The organism is uncultured Methanobrevibacter sp. (assembly GCF_902774605.1).
Classification (GTDB): Archaea; Methanobacteriota; Methanobacteria; order Methanobacteriales; family Methanobacteriaceae; genus Methanocatella.
This window is the reverse complement of record NZ_CACYJE010000038.1, coordinates 1-18016: the sequence shown is the minus strand read 5'-3', so window position 1 is coordinate 18016 and position 18016 is coordinate 1. Positions and strand designations below refer to the sequence as shown.

Genomic DNA, 18016 nt, shown 5'->3' with positions numbered 1-18016 from the left:
TTGAAGCAACATCGGATAATTTTGAGTCCTCATTAGCTTCGGTCAAATCCGCACCTGACTCTTCAATCCCCAATTGATTATCGGAGAATGTTAAATTTTCATTTGCTGAGACTGCTGAAACACTTATCAGAACTGCAGCAATCAACAATAAAACGTATAATCTTTTCATAATAACTTGCACCCCTCATTATCTACTTTAGTTTCAAACACCTTGCCTTCGTATTTCATCCATGATTCCTTAACATCATCAATTGACTCCTCGCTGACCACAGCGGTGAAAGCGGATCCTGTTCCGGACAGGCCTGATGCAATTGCGCCGGCTTGAATTGCGTCAATGGCTATTGCTGAATCAAAGCCCAATGTTGCAGAGTATATCAATCCGTTCAAGTTCAATGCCTTGAAATAATCCTTATTTGCTGCAAATTCATATGCTGTTTCTACCAATGGCGCAAGCACCCTCATGCGGTTTGCATCCGAATCCCCTGATTTTGAATGGAAATTAGGCATGTACACCAAAATTGGATACTCTGGCATTTTCTCTTTTATAATGAATTTTCGATTCTTATTGTCTGTGACGACCACTCCTCCAAAGTAGGATGCGGTTGCATCGTCGAATGAGCCTGTGATTGTAACGCCAGCTTCAAGAGAAGCGTCAATGGCCATGTTAACAACTTCCAAATCATCCAGCGGTTTAAGGTCAAATTCCTGTGAAACAATTGATGAAACCGCCTTAACAATTGCATTGGATGAAGCGCTGCTGCTTGACAATCCGGATGCCATCGGAAGTTTTGATTTTGTTTTCACTTCAACGCCGAAATCATCCTCATCAACATCATAATGGTTGAAGACTTTCCTTACGCACAGTTCCATTAAACCTGTGTCTGCTCCAACGTCATTGCTGCATCTGATGGAATCCTGGATTGGCTTGGCTTCACATTCAATGTCCAATCCTATGCCGAATGCTGAACCGCAGCCTGTTGCTATTGCATTGATGATTGTTGCTGAACCTGGTGATCTTACTGTTTTTTTCATGATTTAAACCTCATCATATGGTATTGTGACTTCTGAGAATTCTTTAGCCCTGTTTCGAGCATTCATGGATAATGCATTTCTCAATTCCTCATCATTAATTATTTTATCTATGGTTTTGGCTATTGATGAAATCTTTCTGGGATTGACCAGCAATCCCACTTCTTCAGTGATGATTTCGGTTATGCCTCCAACATCACTTCCGATAACTGGCTTGCCGCATGCCAATGCTTCAATCAATACCAAACCGAAGCTTTCGGAAAATGAAGGCAATACCAAGACATCGCAGCTTGGAATTATGTCTTCAACATCATTCCTGGAACCTGTGAAGATCACGTCACGGATATTTTCATCAGCCACCTTCTTGTTCAGTTTCTTGAACAATGGCCCGTCCCCGACTATGACCAGGTAATAGTCGCTATTGGATATCTTTTTAGCTTCAATCAATGACTCGACATTCTTCCTTTTAATAAGATTGCCTACAAATAGAACTATCGGCTTGTCGGTGAGTTTATTTTCCTTTTTAAATGAATCGTCGCCATTGTTGTTGAACTTGTCGATATCCACTGAATTCCATGAAATCCTGGTTTTATCGGCTATGCCCACAACTCCTGTGGCGATTATCTCATGCCTCAATGCGTTGCTGACTGCAAACACTCCATCGGCATCCTTCAACACTCCACGGATAGTTGATCTCATGAATGCCTGGGACTTGTACATTTCAAACATGTCCGAACCGTGGGCGGTGACGTATGTCTTGATGCCGTACTGCTTTCCGACCTCAACTGCAGCCGCACCTGCCGGGAAAAGGTAGTGGCCGTGTATAATGTCGATGTCCTCTTTCTCCACCAGTTTCTGCAGCGCCTTCTTGGCGTTCTTCTTAAACATCAATCCCCTTACGCCGGGAATATTGAGTCCCTTTGTTCCGATTACGTGTATTCCATCAATATCCTTAATGTCCTTGTGAGGATAAGTTATAACGTAAACCTCATGGCCTTCACTGACTAGTTTTTTGGATAAGGTATGGATATGCACTCCAACTCCACCAATATGAGGTGGGAACTGACCAACCATAGCTATTTTCATAAAAATAAAACTCCCAAATTCATTATATAATATTATATAATGAAATTATCGTTTAAAAATGTACCTTCCATGTCAACCAATATCACATTCAAATCTATTTCAAAGCGTTGCATGCACCTGTCGCGTATCGCTCGGGCAATGCTGTTTGAAACTTCAACTGAAACATCGAGTTCATTTAAAATATCCATCATATCATCAGTTGTTTTTGAATCGAAGAGTCTTTGAAGGTCCTTATGATTCACACCACACAAGGCGGCATGAGTGACCATTATCTCGCGCCTGCCATCGGCAACGGCATGCTTGGTGTTGAAGATGCCTCCGGCGACCTTGATCAACTTGCCCATGTGTCCGAAGAAAGTGAACTTGTTAATTCCTCTTTTTTCAGCTTCCTCGAACATGAAACCGACATAATTTCCTGTCTGGACAATCTGCTCCTTGGCAATGTCCAATCTTTTCAATGCAAGTTTCTCGCCGATGTTTCCAGGCACAAAAACAAGGTCCTCGATATCGGATGCCAATGCAACATCCAATTGGGTGACTATGGAATTCTTATATGCTTCACTGGACATGGACCTGGCGATGCCTGTTGTTCCGAGAACTGATATTCCGCCGACAATGCCCAGTTTAGGATTCATTGTCTTTTTAGCTATCTTTTCGCCTTCGGGAATGGAAATGGTCACCTTTGCGACTTTCCCTTCAGGCACAATGTCCTTTAAGTTATTGATAATCATGCGGCGGGGAACCGGATTTATTGCATAATCCCCTACAGGCACCTGAAGGCCCGGTTTGGTTATGATTCCTACGCCTTCGCCTCCTGTGATGATGACATTCGATTCCTCTGAAGTCATATCCAACAACTCCACAGTCGAAACAATTGCCAGATCAACGGTAACGTCCGGGTCATTATAGGGATTCTTATGGGCCACCGCATATGCCTTAACATCGGAAATACGTTTGCACTCATCAATGATGATGTCCAAGGTTTTTTTAGGAGTTTCCACCTTGACGCATGCGATGTCTGATGAATCGACAATCACATCCAATGCGGCAAGAGAACAAGCAGTCGCTACAGTACCGGTTGTTACGCCAGTGTAATTATCATTAGTCATTTTAAAAATAAAAAAAGAGAGAATCTATAATTTAGATTCAAGTGCTTTAATAAGGTCTTCTTCAGTAGGTGCGCCAACAAAGGTCACTTCACCGTCGATTACAACGGTTGGCACTGCCATTATCTGATAATCCATTGCCCTTTGCCTGTTGTCAGGATTGTTTGGGTCATCGATTTTAACAGATTCCACGTCGATGGCGTCGCCTAATTTATCTTTTGCTTTTTCAGCAGCATCAATTGCTGCAGGACAGTGTGGACAAGTACTTGTTGAGAAAACTTCTACTTTGATTGCCATGATTTTTGTCTCCTTAAAATAATATATTTTGTAAATATTTCTATTATTAAACTAATATATAACTGTTACCTATAATAATAGTGTTCATGCGCTCTCTAACAATATTTAATATATATAAAAAAATAATAGTTAAATGATTAAAATGGAAAATTTAAGAGACGATATCAAAACAATAATCAATAGTGCCTACCCGTATATCAAGGAATTCAATCCTGCACAGAAGGCAGTCATTGAATCCGGATATTTGGAAGATAAATCAAACTACATCATATGCATCCCAACAGCAAGTGGTAAAACCGTTTTAGGAGTATTGCCCGCCCTTAAAACCATACTTGATGGTGGAAAAGCAGTTTACGCCGCACCATTGCTTTCAATTCAAAACGAGAAGGTCAAGGAATTCAAGGCATTCGAGGAGCATGGAATCAACGTGGGAAAACATCCCGGAAGCAGCGATTTGTCAGTCATGGTTTTCGAGTCATTCGACGCCCTTACAAGATTCTCATGGAATACATTAAGGGACGTTGACACCCTAATCATTGACGAGTTCCACATGATCGGCGAGTACAGCCGTGGACCGACACTTGAAGCGGCAATAACAAGGGCAAAGATAATCAACCCTGGCATGAGGATTATTGCACTGTCCGCAACCCTCAGAAACATTGAGGAGATTGAAGGATGGCTTGAAGGAACCTGCGTTGAGCATGATTATCGTCCGGTCCCATTAAACAAGGAAGTGCTGGATGCTGAAATGTTCAACACCAAAAACAAGAACGATGTCATCGTGAAGATACTTGAAAAATCAATTGAAGACAAATCACAGGCACTATCATTCGTCTCAACAAGAAGATTCACGGAAAGCCTCGCCACTTACGTTTCCAAAAAGATCGACAAGAAAATCAATGTCAGGCAAAGGGAAAGGTTCAGGGAAGTGGCTGAAAAGATTCTTGAAGTCCCGAAAAGGAAAGGGTCACTTCCGACAAGCACCTGCCTCAAGCTGGCTGAAAGCTGCGAACATGGTGTCGCATTCCACCATGCAGGACTGTTCAACGAGCAAAAGGAAATCATCGAGGATGAATTCCGTAACGGAAACATTTTAATGATTACTGCCACCCCAAGTTTGATGTATGGAGTCAACCTGCCTTCAAAAACAGTTGTAATCAGGGACCATACACGCTGGACAAGCCAAGGCCCACAGCCGATTCCCGTTTTTGACTATGAGCAGATGTCAGGACGTGCAGGAAGACCCCAATATGATGATGTGGGATACTCCTATCTAATAGCCAAAACAATGGATGAAGCCCAGAACCTGCAGGACTTCTACATTGAAGGAGACATCGAATTGACAAATTCAAAACTGGTGGACAATAAAGATGCAATATACAGGCAAATCATTGCTCAAATCGCATCATCACTATCCAAGAATCTGGATGATTTGACTGATTTTTTCGGCAAAACCCTTTACGGTTATCAGATGAAGAATAATCCTTCAATGTCCTTGTTTGCAGAGGACAGCCTAAGATATGAACTTGAAAACGCATTATCATTCCTGCTTCAAAATGGAATCATAAGGGCAACCCCTGAAGGCTTGAAGGCAACTGAATTCGGCAACCTGATTGCCAGGTCAAACTATTCCGTTGAAACCGCTGTTAAAATCAAGGAGTACATTTCAGACATCAACGAAATCAAGGCGGAAGAGTTCATATATGCGCTTTGCGAAACCCCTGACTTGCCTTTGATATCCTTCAAGGGAAGAAAATCCAAGGATCCTGTTCGTGACAAGCTATCCGAGCACGGCCTGTTTGCAGTGGATATTGGAAACCCTGAAGCCACTGCAGTGTCACTGATCGAATGGATTGACGAGAGAAGCGAGTATGAAATCGAAAATAGGTACAGCGTCTATTCAGCATCCACAAGAAGGTCCGCTTATGAAGCTTCAAAATTAGTTAAATTTGCAAAGGACACTTCAGAAGTGCTTGGAAACTATTCCAATTTAAAAGAGTTCGACTTCCTGTCCGCAAGACTGTACTATGGTGTCAAGACAGACATCATCCCATTGGTTGTGGGAGTTAAGCGTTTAGGCAGAAAAAGAGCCAGAAACCTGGTCAAGATTTTTGGTAATGATTTGAGTGGTGTTTCTGAAAATGAATTGCAGAAAGTTGAGGGCATTGGACCTAAACTCGCTGAAAAAATAAAATTATTTACAAATAAATAAAAAAGAAGGTGGATTATTTATCCTCCACCATTACCTGCATCGGCTGCAAGTTCAATATCTTTGAATTGAAGACCTTTTTCTTTTAAATCTTCAATGTCAACATCGTTATTTTCTCCCCATCTGGATTTCTTGATGTCCTTTTCATCAAGCAATTCCACATGGCTTGCGAGATACCATAACTCTGTCTTGTCGATTTTAACCCAACCGACCTCATTTTCGGTTTTAACATCCAGAACCTTACCTACGGTTCCGGTGTCAACATACCTCACATGAGAATCTGGAGTTATTTCCAAGTCTCTTGCATCTACAACCATTTTTATAACCTATTCTTCTTCGTCTTCGATTTCGATTTCAACGGTTTCTGCTTCTTCTTCTACTTCTGGTTCTTGTTCGATTTCTTTGTTTAAGATTACGTAAGCACCGATTGTTGCAATGTCGTCAAAGCTGATTTCGAGTTCGTCTCTGGAGAAAATGTTTTTCTGTAAGGTTAATGTGATAGTTTCGATTTTTCCAGTTTCAGTATTAAAGTCAATATTGTCAACTTTTCCAACAACATTTGCGTTTTTGTCTAATACGGTAGAACCGATAAATTCTTTGATTTTCATATTTTTCACCTTGAAAAAATTTTTATATAATATTATATATTTAATCAATAAGTATTTAAATTAAGCATATATAAGATTAACTATTAATTTAAATTGGTGAAGAAATAATGGAGAAAGCATGCAGAATAATCATTGAGGACATTCTTGAAGGCAAGATTTCAACACGACGTGACCTTGAAGTTGAAAAAAGGCAATTGTGCCGTGACTTGAAACTGTCAAGGTTTATGAGCAATGCAGACATTTTAGAGTTTGCAAAACCCGAGGAAAAGGAGATCGTTTCCGGAATCCTAAAGAAAAAGCCTACACGGACAATGTCCGGCGTTGCCATTGTTGCCGTAATGTGCCATCCCCACAAGTGCCCTCATGGAAGATGCTTCTACTGTCCTGAAAGCGACATTGCCCCACCAAGCTACACCGGAGAGGAGCCTGCAGCGCTCAGGGGCAGGATGTATGAATATCATCCTTATGTGCAATGCTTCAACAGGCTGAAGCAATTGAAGAAAATAGGCCATCCAATCGACAAGGTCGAGCTGATCATCATGGGCGGAACCTTCCCCTCCAGGGACCTGTCATATCAGGAATGGTTCGTTTCACAATGCCTGAAGGCAATGTGTGATTTTGGCTTGATAATGGAGAACAAGCCAACCAATTACGATTATAACCTTGATTATGATGAGATAAGGTCTTTTGAAGATGGGGTCTTGAAAACTTATCCTCCAAACGATTATGTTTTGATTGAGGATGTTCAAAGAGTCAATGAGGACTCCAAGGTGAGATGTGTCGGCATGACTTTTGAAACCCGGCCGGACTATTGTAAAAAGGACCATATTAATCGCATGCTTGATTTCGGCGTTACACGTGTCGAGCTTGGAGTGCAGACATTATCAGATGAACTGTACATTAAAATCAAACGTGGACACACAATCAATGATGTTGTTGAAGCCAACCAGCTTTTAAGGGATTCTGCAGTGAAGGTTGCAATGCACATGATGCCGGGACTCTTCTCGGATCAGAAGCAGGACTTGAAAATGTTCAAGCAGCTGTTCAGCGACGATGATTTCAAGCCGGACATGCTCAAGATTTACCCATGCCTCGTCACCAAGGGAAGCGAACTGTACGACCTGTGGGCCAGGGGAGAGTATGAGCCCTACAATGACGAGGAGGCAGTGGAGCTGATAACCAAGGTAAAGGCGATTCTTCCAAAATGGGTGAGGACCATGAGAATCCAAAGAGACATACCGTCCACCCTCATTGAGGCAGGAGTCAAGAAGTCCAATCTTGGCGAGCTCGTCTACAACAACCTGGATAAGCATGACATCAGCTGCCAGTGCATCCGATGCCGCGAGATTGGCCATAAGAAGACTTCAAGGGAGTACACCTTGGATGATTTTGAACTGTTCAGGGAAAGCTACACCGCATGCGAAGGCCAGGAGCATTTCCTGTCAATTGAGGATGTAAATGAGGAGAGCATTGCAGGATTCTTGAGACTTAGATTGCCTTCCAAAAATCATTTCAGAGCGGAAATCACCGATTCGACCGCCCTTGTTCGTGAATTGCACGTTTATGGAAACATGATTAAGATTGGGGGAAAGAATCCTAAAATCGGTCAGCATACCGGATTCGGCGAGAAACTGCTTAAGGAAGCTGAAAACATTGCAATTGACAATGGCAAGGACAATGTTGCCATCATCAGCGGAATAGGATCAAGGAATTACTACCGCAAATTCGGATATGAGAAGGTCGGACCATACATGATGAAAAATCTATTATGAAAATATTTAAATAAGATGTTCGTATATATACTAACTAATTAAGAGAGTGTGTTATTATGTACAATATAAAAAATTCAAAAGAATTAGCAAGTCTAATAAATTACACTAATTTAAACAACATGATTTCTGAAAGCGAAATGAAGGAATTCCTCGAACAGGCAAAGGAATTAAACTTCCATTCAGTAGTCGTTTCACCAACATACGTAGAACTAGCAAAAGAAATTCTTAAAGACACCGACATTAAAGTTGGAAGTGTAGTGGGATTCCCATTAGGCTTTGAAAGCAGCGAAGGCAAACTAGCCGAAGCAAAAGAATTGCTTGAAAAAGGAGCCGATGAAATCGAAGTGGTCATCAACCTAAGCCATATGAAAGATGAAAAATACGGATTAATCGAAAACGAAATCAAACAAATAAAAGAAGCCGCCGGAGACAAAATAGTAAAAGCAGTAATGGAAAGCAAAGCATTGGAAGACTATGAAAAAGCAAATGCTGCCAAGGCTGCTGAAATTGCAGGAGCGGATTTCATAAAAACATCAACCGGCTTTGTAGCACCAAACCATATCTTTGAACATGTAAACGACATAAACATTATCCAAAAGCATGCTCCAAAAATCAAGATTGAAGTCAACGGTGGAATCGACCAATACAAGCTTGCAAACCAAATCCTGACTGGAGGAGCAGATCTCATTGGAAGTAACAACGGTTATGCAATCGTTAAAAGATACAAGGAATTGAGAGAAAACACACAAGTAAAACCAAAACCAATCACATTAACCAAAAAAGACTAGATTAAAAATAACCATCACTTTAATCTAATTTTAATTTCTTTTTACTCATTTTGAATATTTAATCGAATTTAAAAGAGCACACTAACTGCAACTGAAATCATCATAAAAAAATCTTAGAAAATTAGTAAAATAGAATGCCATGGGCCGGACTTGAACCAGCGACATCCAGATCTTCAGTCTGGCGTTCTCCCATCTGAACTACCATGGCATATGGACCGAACGAGATTCGAACTCGTGATCTCCTCCACGTCAAAGAGGAATCATACCCCTAGACCACCGGTCCTATACAACATATTATAATTAGGTGAAACTAATATATAAACTTTACTAAATCAAATAGAACAAGTGGTAAAAAATTAAAAGTTAAAATAAAATAAAAAAAATTGACCAAGAAAAATGGCCAATAGATTTTTATTTAAAGCTTTTTGAGAAAATAACTAACTAACAAATCTATTTGATTGCTAATTTGATATCTTCAGCTTTTACAGTTTTTCTACCAGCGTGGCGTGCGAAATTAACAGCTTTTTGTGCGATTTCGTCACCTTTTTCTTCTAATGCTTCAGCTAATGCAATTTTTGCATCATCACTAATTCTTTGTGCGCCAGCATTTTTTAAGATACGACCGACTGGTGCGATTGGTAATTCACTCATAATTACACCTCCAATTAAAAGATAGTATACAATAGTATATAAAGGTATCGGTAAAAATGAATAAAAATCGCCCATATTATAACATAATAACTATTTCAATATACTTTTGCAATTCAATTAAAAATAATGATATTACCAATAATTAAAGGATACAAAGTAAAAATATATAAAAAATAAGAATAAATTAAAATAAAAAAAAATTAATCACTTATCAATTCACTCTTAAGGTAAGTGGCAGTTGCTTCAGTGATTTTAACATCAACAAAAGAACCTAACTCCACATTATCAACAATAACTGGAATGTAGGAATCTGTTTTAGCAATGAACCCTCCTTTGGAACCTTCTTCAACAACTAAGACATTTTGAATGGTGTTCACCAGTTCCTTATTTTCCTCCTCTGTAATCTCTGATTTGATCTGTGATAGGAATTTTGATCTTTGCTTCATGACTGGGCGAGGGATTTCTTCAAGAGATGATGAGATTGCACCCTTCCTGTGCTGATATTTTGACAAGTGAATGAGGCTAGGCTTGATTTCACGAAGCAGTTCCACGGTTTCATCGAAATCCTCATCGCTTTCAGTCGGGTACCCCACTATGATGTCCACCGCCAATGTGATGTCGGGAATTTCTGATTTGAACTTGGATAAGATTTCCTTGTACTGGGCTATGGTATGGCCCCTTCTCATGTCCTTCAATACCTTATCGCTTCCGGTCTGCACGGGCAAATGTATGAAATTATATACCTTCGGATGTTTCATTGCATCGATTATTTCATCAACATCGTTTAAAATGTTTTTAGGATGCATCATTCCAACACGTACACGGAAATCTCCTTGTATATTTGCCACTTCTTTGATTAAATCGGATAGTTTTTCACCGGTGTCACGGCCGAATGCTGCGGTATCCTGGGCAGTCAACTGAATTTCACAAGCACCATTCTCAATGGCTCGGCGTGCTTCAGCAACAATATCTTTAATTGGATAGCTGTTCAACGGTCCACGGGCAAAGCGAGTGCAGCAGAATGTGCAGGCACCAAGACAACCTTCACAGATTTGAATGATATGGATAAAACTATCGTCAGTCACCTTAGGAACACATACCTTTGATTCCTTTGAAAATCCAACTTCACGGATAACCTCACCGCAATATGTGCCTTCAACAATATCTGCTGACTTGTTCAGCTGATGAGGCCCAATCCAGGAGCAGTTCGGCCCAATCTTGTCCAATTTTTCAGGATCGATTTCAACCATGCACCCCCCGATGATGATTTTCTTGTCGGGATATTCCTCCTGAAGCTTTTGGATTTTATAAACGACCTTGTTTTCAGTAGGCAGTTTAACATAGCATGTATTGACGATGATGACATCTGCATCTTCAATGGAATCAACAATATCAATTTCGTTTTCCTGCAATACTCCTGCTATGATTTGCCCGTCAGCCTTGTTAAATGTGCATCCGTAGGATTCAATGTATACTTTCATCATACCATCCTATGAGGTTTTCTTGAAAATGTATTTTGTTAAATCGTAATCGTAATTGTTGAACTTGACCGGCTTTGCATAAACCCTTCTGATGACAGCCGCCTTTGCAAATCCAGATGTCAGTTTTCTTTCCTGAGTCTTTATGACATGAACCTTGACCATATGCTTGTCAATCTTTACAACATCCCCAGGAGCTATCTCAAAATCCCTTTCAAGATCAAGTTTATATGAGTCAACTTCACCATGCAGGTCAACTGAAAAGCCGATACGTGCAGGAATCTCAACTGAATTTGCCCAGATAGTGTCAATGTCTTCAATTTTAGCATGATTGACCCTTTTGTCCCCCACTTCGATACTGGTCACTTCTACCTGACCCATATCTGAGAGCAAAACATCTCCGCTCTTCAGTTCATCACTTGGAGATAGGTCGATTGTTGTCTTATGGGATTTATCCTGCTCGGAAATGATTAGTCTGTATGGTTTAGGTTTTTTAAGGGAAATCACATCCTTAAAAACATGCCCGCACTCCTCACACTTGAGCAAATATTCTTCTGTTAGTTTCTTTTTGGATGATTTTTGTTTTGAGTTTAATATTTCTATTTCATCAGAACCACAAATTGGACAATCCATTTTCATGCCTCCTTAATCAGAATCATTTAAATAATGGTTTACTAAACCGCCGTCTTCAAGGATACTTAACATGAACTCCTTGAACGGTTCGAAAGTCTTGGTTTCACCGGTTGTTTCGTTGACCAGTGTTCCCTTGGACAAATCTATATTGATGATGTCTCCGTCCTTGGCTTCAATGTCAGATACAATTACAGGCAATCCTATGTTGATTGCATTCCTGTAGAATATTCTTGCAAATGATTTGGCGACTATCGCACTGACTCCAGCAGTCTTTATCGCAACAGGTGCCTGCTCCCTTGATGAGCCGCAACCGAAGTTTTCATCTGCAACTATAATGTCTCCTGATTTAACGTTTTTTGTAAAGTCCGGACGCTCACCTTCAAGAACATGGTCCGCCAAATCCTGCGGATTGAATGTTCTCAGGTATCTTCCGGGAATGATGACATCAGTGTCTATGTTTTCTCCGAAAGTCCATGTTTTTCCTTTTATAATATCCATAATTATCACGGTAAAAATTAATTCATAAAAAAGACGAAGTATTCAGGAATATTCTCCTGAATACAGAATAAGTAGGTGATTTTTTATATTGTTTTTAATGTAGCGGCTGGGAGAACTCTCTCTCAACATCTTCACGATACATTGAATTCATGGTACAGAACGGTATGATCCTGCCGTCCGGAGTTGCGTAATGAATAACACATTTTTTAACACGGTCCTCATCGAAGTTGAACGGATCCATGAAGTGCATACATGATATGAGCATTGCATCTTTGGAGAAGTCACCTAAAGCATCATAATCCCCTTTGGCAAATACGTTTAATAATATTTTAACAATATCCAAATCCTTTGGTGTCCTGCTTGTGTGAATCATTTTAGGAAGGTTTTTTGCCAATCCTGCTAAAACCCTTTTGCGTGAGCCGAACTTGCCTGACTTGAGTTTTTCATTGTATTCCTTTGCCTTGTTGAAGAAGTCTTCAACATCAATGAAATCAGTGATTGGAATCAGCTTATCCTTACCTGGGCCTTCGGTTTTTTCCCTGAAGATGTATGTTGCGATTCCACAGTGCTCATGACAGTTGAGTGTTACCTTAGCTGATTCTTCACCATCCAACAAGGATATTAATTCCGCTAACGGTTCAACACTTGATGGTGGATAGAATGATTTTACAGGCACTTGGCCATCGGTTTCATCCTCAATAATCTTTACAAAGTCAGGAATGGTAATCCTTTGCTCTTCAACGTGATCTGCAGGAGTCCTTCCTGAGAATGATACTGGCTGGAAGTTAACTCCATAAATGTTTTCACTATGGTCCAATGCGAACTTGATGATTTCCCCAACTTGATGATCGTTAACTCCTTTAACGAGTGTTGGCACAAGCACCACTCCCAATCCAACTTTTCTACAGTTTTCAATAGCTTGGAGCTTATCTGGGAGAAGGTCCCTTCCCCTGTTGTTGATGTATGGTTCAGGAGTAACACCATCAAATGCAAGGTATACTGTGTTCAATCCAGCTTCCCTCAATTCCTTAGCGAGATTTTCCCTTTTAGCGAGTCTAATACCATTGGTTGCTATTTGAACGTGAGTAAAACCTTCCTCCTTAGCCATTTTAACAAGCTCAACAATATCCTTTCTCACTGTTGGCTCCCCACCAGCAAATTGGATAGCCGGACATGGGTGAGGTTTCAAGTTCCTTAAGTTCCTCAGCATCAACCTGATTTCATCCTGTGTAGGCTCATACTTGTAACCGGCAGCAGCCGCATTGGCAAAACAGATTGGACATCTTAAATTACACCTGTTTGTCACATCAATCAAACCTAAAACAGTTGAGGTCTCGTGTTTTGAACATAATCCACAGTTGCTTGGGCAAGCACCAGTTTCTCCAACACTTGGATTTTCGATTTTTGTAACTGTTGGAATAAAATCTTCCATCCTATTATATAATTTATCATCACTCCAGTAAGTGTTTATAAACTCTCCGTGTTCGTCGCAGGTTTTCTTAATCAAGATTTTGCCATCCTCATCATACACTTCTGCATCGAGAGGTTTTCCACACTCTGGACATAAACTTTTAGTATCTTTAATTTTCAAAAAAATCACCTTCACTAACAATATTGCATCATTAGTATACTTACATAATATTATATATTTAAAACAATGTAATATTTAAATTTAATTAAAGAATTTATATACTAATAAAAACATAGTTATAATAATTATATTATGGAGATAAATCAATGGATATTCAAATCTACTTACTCGGATTTTTAACAACACTATACTTCATCCTCCCAGCATACTTCTCAAATGGAGGAGCACTTGCCTTTGGAGGGGGCACCCCAGTAGATTTTGGAAAAAGCGACAGTAAAGGCAACCGTTGGATTGGAGACGGTGTCACTTGGAGAGGATTAATAGCCGGAACACTGATCGGAATATTGACCGGTGCCGTTCAAGGATACTTCGGTCCGGCAATCATGGCTGAAATCGGACAGTACATCATGACTCCAATCATTACCGACATACATAGCGGAATATTAATTGGTTTCCTTCTTGGTTTCGGAGCTCTTTTAGGAGATGCAATAGGCAGTTTCCTTAAAAGAAGACTCGGTATCAGCAGGGGACAACGTGCACCAATACTTGATCAGCTCGATTTCATAATTGTTGCATTGATACTTGTTTCACCAGTGGTGAAAATGAACTTGCCGTTCGTCATCGTAGTCCTGATAGTTACATTGATTATCCATTCACTGGCAAATCTCATTGCATACCTTTTAGGAATTAAGGACGTTTGGTATTAAAAAAAAGAAGTTTTTTAAGAGATTAAATCTCTTAATTCAAATATTTATCCATCATCACCGCAGTACCAACTGCAGGGGCAACAGTGCACTCATCATCAGTCAAGATATCACCCATTGACTTTACTTTTAAACCCAACAGTTCGGCAGCAGGCCTGTCAAGAATGTCCTTTCCAAGACCTGTAGTGACAATCAAGTCAAGATTCTGTGTCTCAACAACCTGTTTAAGGCCATCGGCGATTTGCTCAACCTGCTTTTGATGAATATACTTGGACATTTCAACAATGTCCTCCATGCTAAGCATTTCCAAGTCTGCACAGACAACACGTGCGATTCTTCTTGCACAGTCGACTTTGGATTTGCCTTCACCGTCAAATGTGTCGCAGATATAGTCCTCCTCGCCAATCAAATCCAAAACCATGTATACATCAGCTGTTTGAGCGAACAGTTCACTGGCCACGCGATACTCCTTACCATTCAATTCAACCTTGTCAAGAAAACTGGCCAGATTTGTTCTTAATGTACCTGTGTAGACCAACTCGCCAGTAGCAGAACGAGTGAAATCGGACTTGCCGACAGCACATTCCTTACCTTCCTTAATAGGTATGATATCGGTTGTTGTGCTCCCTGTATCAATGAATATGCAATTGTCAGATATTAAAGTGGCTATTTGGGCGGTTGCAATCCAATTTGCCGCTGCCGCCTTAAGGGGGCTTTCCTCTATTTCATCTTTTGAAAGCATCCCATCAACTCCAACATATGCTATTGGGCAAGTGAATGTTTCCTCGCATTTTTTCACGACATCCAGCACCCCATCCTTCTTGGTGTCATATGCATCGACCAGCTCGGCAGTCATTGAGATTCCCACTGCATCTATTTGTAAAACCGGGCAGATTTTCTCAATCAGTTCAACTAACACCCGGGATAAGTCATCGTTATTGCTCCACATTGGAAGGTATGCAAAATCAACTTCAATGTTTTTGATTTCACCGTTTTCAAAGTCAATTACCGCCAAATCAGTGTTTGCGCCTCCAATGTCAAATCCTGCTATTTTCATAATCATATTCTCCTAATTTCTAATGAGTCTCCGGATTTCCTAAATTCAACAGTTCCATCCAAAGAAATTTCCAAATCGTCAATGCTTATTTTACCATCAATAAGTTTAATTATTGAATCTCCAATGTTAATGTTGGAAATCTGTTTCAATCCGACGTAAGGTGTTGTGAATCTTGAATTGATTTCCAAAAGGTATACTGAATAGATATCCTTTTCATCGGCATTGATTATCAAATCCACTCCAACAAAACCTTTCAGCCCTTCCATTGATTCAACGGCTTTTTTCGCTATTTCCAATGCTTCATCACCATACTTGTTTTCAAACGGCAGTTTTCCACCAAGGTATCTTCCCTTGTCATCCTTCAGTTCAACATACTGCTCGTTCAGGCTCAACGGCATTGCATTTTCACCGTCGGATATCATGCTCACGCTGATGTCCGTTCCCTCAATGTATTCCTGTACAAGGACTCTTGAGCCTGGAGTGAATATCTTATCCAAATCCAAGGTCAAGTCCTCAATCTTTTCGATTATGACAATGTCCTCGCAATCAACACCCATCAACGGCTTGATGATTAGCTTCAATGGAGTCAACGGATCTTCAGCCTGCCATTTTTCATGAAGGTTTTCGATTGCCCTTTTCCAGTACCCCTTTGGGTCAATCTTGAATCTGAAGGATTTCGGTTGGGGAATGTTCATTGGCAATGATTCGTATGTTTCATACTTATCTGAGGATTTCAGACAGGCTTCTGAGGTTGAAGTGTATAGGTTGACATTGTTTTCCTCCAATATTTTAGTGATGTTGTATAGATTGTTGTTGTTTTCTGCGGCTATGAAAATAGCATTTTTGAAGTTTGCCGCATTGCCTTCAAGCCAACCTATAATGTTTTCGTCAATTAAAATAGGATTTACATTATCATATTGAGCTATGACATCTTCATAGGATTTGTTGATTACCAAATCAACATTATACTCTTTCAAATCATCCAGGAGCGCAAAAATCAATTCTTCAGCTTCGGAAATGATGCACCTGTCCTTTTCGCCGGAAGCTGTGAAATACTCGAATACCAGTATTGAATCATTCTCGTTTATCATAAGTAATCATCATCCCATTTAAGTTCAATTCATCTGCAGGGAATCGCATTGCATCCCCATCGAAAACCATATGGATCAATGCATCCTCATTTGCTTCAAATTCACTTACAGTAATGTCTTCTGTTACATTAGCCATTTTCCTTGTAAATGATCCCATGATATGTTCCGGCGCTGCAATGTTAAGCAAACCCTTATCATAATAATTCTGTATTGCATCAACCGTAAGTTTAGCGGAATCCCCCTGTCCGTAAGGGTTTGGAGCATTTCTCATCTTGTCTGCAAACTCCTCATCGGACAATATTTTACGTGCATTTTCCAAAATGGTTTCCTTATCTGAGCCTACAAGAATATTTCCACCGGCGGTTACTGTTTCAGGCCTTTCAGTATTGTACCTTAATGTCAATGCAGGAACATTGAGTGTGATTGCCTCTTCCTGAAGACCCCCTGAATCGGTCAGTATTAATGTTGAATGTGAAGTTAGAAGCAGGAAATCAAGGTATCCTAAAGGCTTGATGATGTGGACATGCTCCAGGTCATTCAACTCATCAAACAATCCGAATTTCTCAAGAGTGTTCTTGGTTCTTGGATGAATCGGGAATATGATGTTCATCTGGTCCAATTCCTTCAAAGCTTCAATGATATTGACCACACGTTCCTTAATGTCAACGTTTTCAGCCCTGTGCATTGTCAATGTGAGAATATTATCCATATTCTCAATGTCAAGTTCCGCCAGAGATTCCTCTTCAAATCCGCGTTTCTGAGCGATTTCCAAGTGTCTGAAACAGGCATCCACAACAGTGTTTCCTGTTATGAAAAGGTTTTTATGTGAAAAGCCTTCCGCAAGCAGGTTCAATGCTGATTGCTCGGTCGGTATAAAGTACATTGTGGAGGTGACATCAGCTGCTCGGCGGTTGACCTCTTCAGGCATGGTCATGTCAAAAGACCTGAGTCCCGCCTCAACGTGACCTATTGCAATGTGCAGCTTGGAAGCCACTAGTGCTCCTGCAAGCACTGCATTGGTGTCTCCCTGAACAAGAACTATATCAGGTTTTTCTTCCGTGAGCACTTCCTCAATTCCCTTCATCATCAATCCGGTTTGCTTTCCATGGCTGCCTGAACCTACATGTATATTGTAGTCAGGTGTCGGTATTTCAAGGTCCTTGAAGAAGTTATCTGACATTTCCTTATCATAATGCTGGCCGGTGTGCAAGACAATTTGTTCGATGCCCCTTTTTGATATCTCATCTATTATTGGAGCCATCTTGATTATTTCCGGCCGTGTCCCTAAAATAGTTGCTATTTTCATAATAATCACTTAATTATAGTCTATTCCTTAATGTTTTTACCATTTAGTAATTTTATTCTTGGGCAGTTATAAACTTGATGTTTATAAGATTGGTCAAGCTATCCCCCGTTGA

The 18016-nt window shown here is 40.3% G+C and carries 18 protein-coding genes and 2 tRNA genes; 4 read left to right on the top strand and 16 right to left on the bottom strand.

Translation table 11 applies throughout. From position 1 onward, the window contains the following. Positions 1-165 precede the first annotated feature (165 nt). From QZU77_RS07645 to QZU77_RS07630, 4 genes are read right to left on the bottom strand one after another with little or no spacing between them, the layout of a single operon-like run. Complete coding sequence (locus QZU77_RS07645) at positions 166-1032, bottom strand: shikimate kinase (protein WP_295602651.1); 867 nt, start codon at positions 1030-1032, stop codon at positions 166-168. Positions 1033-1035: 3 nt separating this feature from the next. Continuing rightward, complete coding sequence (locus QZU77_RS07640; protein WP_295602647.1) at positions 1036-2115, bottom strand: glycosyltransferase family 4 protein; 1080 nt, start codon at positions 2113-2115, stop codon at positions 1036-1038. A gap of 32 nt (positions 2116-2147) precedes the next feature. Continuing rightward, entirely contained in the window at positions 2148-3224 is a 1077-nt protein-coding gene (cbiD, locus tag QZU77_RS07635) for a cobalt-precorrin-5B (C(1))-methyltransferase CbiD (RefSeq protein ID WP_295602641.1), read from the bottom strand. A 24-nt stretch (positions 3225-3248) separates the two neighbouring features. Next, on the bottom strand, positions 3249-3518 hold the full coding sequence (locus QZU77_RS07630) for a thioredoxin family protein (protein ID WP_295602639.1): 270 nt from the start codon (positions 3516-3518) through the stop codon (positions 3249-3251). Positions 3519-3651: 133 nt separating this feature from the next. On the opposite strand from QZU77_RS07630, the gene QZU77_RS07625 reads away from it, so the two are divergent. Further along, entirely contained in the window at positions 3652-5730 is a 2079-nt protein-coding gene (locus QZU77_RS07625; protein WP_295602637.1) for a DEAD/DEAH box helicase, read from the top strand. Between the two features lie 17 nt (positions 5731-5747). On the opposite strand, the gene QZU77_RS07620 is transcribed toward QZU77_RS07625, so the two are convergent. Both QZU77_RS07620 and QZU77_RS07615 read right to left on the bottom strand, forming a co-directional pair. Continuing rightward, positions 5748-6044 (bottom strand): DUF2098 domain-containing protein, encoded by a 297-nt coding sequence (locus tag QZU77_RS07620; RefSeq protein WP_295602631.1) that lies wholly within the window; start codon positions 6042-6044, stop codon positions 5748-5750. A gap of 9 nt (positions 6045-6053) precedes the next feature. Next, positions 6054-6335 carry a PRC-barrel domain-containing protein gene (locus tag QZU77_RS07615; protein ID WP_295602617.1) on the bottom strand — a complete coding sequence of 94 codons (282 nt, stop codon included), beginning with the start codon at positions 6333-6335 and terminating at the stop codon, positions 6054-6056. 107 nt (positions 6336-6442) lie between these two features. Here QZU77_RS07615 and QZU77_RS07610 point away from each other — a divergent pair, with 107 nt between their 5' ends. Together QZU77_RS07610 and deoC are read left to right on the top strand one after the other, a co-directional pair. Beyond that, positions 6443-8107, top strand: a complete 1665-nt coding sequence (locus tag QZU77_RS07610; RefSeq protein WP_295602614.1) for a tRNA uridine(34) 5-carboxymethylaminomethyl modification radical SAM/GNAT enzyme Elp3 — start codon at positions 6443-6445, stop codon at positions 8105-8107. A gap of 56 nt (positions 8108-8163) precedes the next feature. Then, a complete protein-coding gene (gene deoC / locus QZU77_RS07605; protein ID WP_295602611.1) occupies positions 8164-8895 on the top strand; it encodes a deoxyribose-phosphate aldolase in 732 nt (243 codons plus the stop codon). Positions 8896-9030: 135 nt separating this feature from the next. Here deoC and QZU77_RS07600 read toward each other — a convergent pair. From QZU77_RS07600 to tes, 7 genes are all read right to left on the bottom strand, one after another. Then, positions 9031-9103 (bottom strand) — tRNA-Phe (locus QZU77_RS07600). Positions 9104-9106: 3 nt separating this feature from the next. Further along, a tRNA-Val gene (locus QZU77_RS07595) sits at positions 9107-9178 on the bottom strand. A gap of 167 nt (positions 9179-9345) precedes the next feature. After that, positions 9346-9546: a histone family protein gene (locus QZU77_RS07590; RefSeq protein WP_042691314.1), complete on the bottom strand. Its 201-nt coding sequence runs from the start codon at positions 9544-9546 to the stop codon at positions 9346-9348. Positions 9547-9746: 200 nt separating this feature from the next. Beyond that, positions 9747-11027 carry a tRNA (N(6)-L-threonylcarbamoyladenosine(37)-C(2))-methylthiotransferase gene (locus tag QZU77_RS07585; RefSeq protein WP_295602596.1) on the bottom strand — a complete coding sequence of 427 codons (1281 nt, stop codon included), beginning with the start codon at positions 11025-11027 and terminating at the stop codon, positions 9747-9749. 9 nt (positions 11028-11036) lie between these two features. Beyond that, entirely contained in the window at positions 11037-11657 is a 621-nt protein-coding gene (locus tag QZU77_RS07580; protein WP_295602593.1) for an HVO_0476 family zinc finger protein, read from the bottom strand. 12 nt (positions 11658-11669) lie between these two features. After that, positions 11670-12155, bottom strand: a complete 486-nt coding sequence (gene hacB, locus QZU77_RS07575) for a homoaconitase small subunit (protein ID WP_295602591.1) — start codon at positions 12153-12155, stop codon at positions 11670-11672. A gap of 94 nt (positions 12156-12249) precedes the next feature. Further along, positions 12250-13746, bottom strand: a complete 1497-nt coding sequence (gene tes, locus QZU77_RS07570) for a tetraether lipid synthase Tes (protein ID WP_295602586.1) — start codon at positions 13744-13746, stop codon at positions 12250-12252. Positions 13747-13892: 146 nt separating this feature from the next. On the opposite strand from tes, the gene QZU77_RS07565 reads away from it, so the two are divergent. Further along, a complete protein-coding gene (locus QZU77_RS07565; protein WP_295602574.1) occupies positions 13893-14453 on the top strand; it encodes a CDP-2,3-bis-(O-geranylgeranyl)-sn-glycerol synthase in 561 nt (186 codons plus the stop codon). 31 nt (positions 14454-14484) lie between these two features. Here QZU77_RS07565 and QZU77_RS07560 read toward each other — a convergent pair whose 3' ends face one another. Genes QZU77_RS07560 through wecB form a run of 3 tightly spaced genes read right to left on the bottom strand, consistent with a single transcriptional unit; the run spans position 14485 to position 17904 of the window. After that, entirely contained in the window at positions 14485-15507 is a 1023-nt protein-coding gene (locus tag QZU77_RS07560) for a hydantoinase/oxoprolinase family protein (protein WP_295602571.1), read from the bottom strand. 2 nt (positions 15508-15509) lie between these two features. Continuing rightward, a complete protein-coding gene (locus tag QZU77_RS07555; protein WP_295602568.1) occupies positions 15510-16598 on the bottom strand; it encodes an ATP-grasp domain-containing protein in 1089 nt (362 codons plus the stop codon). Further along, positions 16582-17904 (bottom strand): non-hydrolyzing UDP-N-acetylglucosamine 2-epimerase, encoded by a 1323-nt coding sequence (gene wecB, locus QZU77_RS07550; RefSeq protein WP_295602556.1) that lies wholly within the window; start codon positions 17902-17904, stop codon positions 16582-16584. The genes QZU77_RS07555 and wecB overlap by 17 nt, the downstream gene beginning before the upstream one ends. Positions 17905-18016: the final 112 nt, after the last annotated feature.

What these genes read in the sequence shown, in the direction of transcription:
- QZU77_RS07645 (WP_295602651.1), bottom strand. Translation starts at nt 1,032, where the DNA reads ATGAAAAAAACAGTAAGATCACCAGGTTCAGCAACAATCATCAATGCA.
- QZU77_RS07640 (WP_295602647.1), bottom strand. Translation starts at nt 2,115, where the DNA reads ATGAAAATAGCTATGGTTGGTCAGTTCCCACCTCATATTGGTGGAGTT.
- QZU77_RS07620 (WP_295602631.1), bottom strand. Translation starts at nt 6,044, where the DNA reads ATGGTTGTAGATGCAAGAGACTTGGAAATAACTCCAGATTCTCATGTG.
- QZU77_RS07590 (WP_042691314.1), bottom strand. Translation starts at nt 9,546, where the DNA reads ATGAGTGAATTACCAATCGCACCAGTCGGTCGTATCTTAAAAAATGCT.
- deoC (WP_295602611.1), top strand. Translation starts at nt 8,164, where the DNA reads ATGTACAATATAAAAAATTCAAAAGAATTAGCAAGTCTAATAAATTAC.
- QZU77_RS07630 (WP_295602639.1), bottom strand. Translation starts at nt 3,518, where the DNA reads ATGGCAATCAAAGTAGAAGTTTTCTCAACAAGTACTTGTCCACACTGT.
- QZU77_RS07580 (WP_295602593.1), bottom strand. Translation starts at nt 11,657, where the DNA reads ATGGATTGTCCAATTTGTGGTTCTGATGAAATAGAAATATTAAACTCA.
- wecB (WP_295602556.1), bottom strand. Translation starts at nt 17,904, where the DNA reads ATGAAAATAGCAACTATTTTAGGGACACGGCCGGAAATAATCAAGATG.
- QZU77_RS07625 (WP_295602637.1), top strand. Translation starts at nt 3,652, where the DNA reads ATGATTAAAATGGAAAATTTAAGAGACGATATCAAAACAATAATCAAT.
- QZU77_RS07610 (WP_295602614.1), top strand. Translation starts at nt 6,443, where the DNA reads ATGGAGAAAGCATGCAGAATAATCATTGAGGACATTCTTGAAGGCAAG.
- cbiD (WP_295602641.1), bottom strand. Translation starts at nt 3,224, where the DNA reads ATGACTAATGATAATTACACTGGCGTAACAACCGGTACTGTAGCGACT.
- QZU77_RS07585 (WP_295602596.1), bottom strand. Translation starts at nt 11,027, where the DNA reads ATGAAAGTATACATTGAATCCTACGGATGCACATTTAACAAGGCTGAC.
- QZU77_RS07555 (WP_295602568.1), bottom strand. Translation starts at nt 16,598, where the DNA reads ATGATAAACGAGAATGATTCAATACTGGTATTCGAGTATTTCACAGCT.
- QZU77_RS07615 (WP_295602617.1), bottom strand. Translation starts at nt 6,335, where the DNA reads ATGAAAATCAAAGAATTTATCGGTTCTACCGTATTAGACAAAAACGCA.
- QZU77_RS07565 (WP_295602574.1), top strand. Translation starts at nt 13,893, where the DNA reads ATGGATATTCAAATCTACTTACTCGGATTTTTAACAACACTATACTTC.
- QZU77_RS07560 (WP_295602571.1), bottom strand. Translation starts at nt 15,507, where the DNA reads ATGAAAATAGCAGGATTTGACATTGGAGGCGCAAACACTGATTTGGCG.
- hacB (WP_295602591.1), bottom strand. Translation starts at nt 12,155, where the DNA reads ATGGATATTATAAAAGGAAAAACATGGACTTTCGGAGAAAACATAGAC.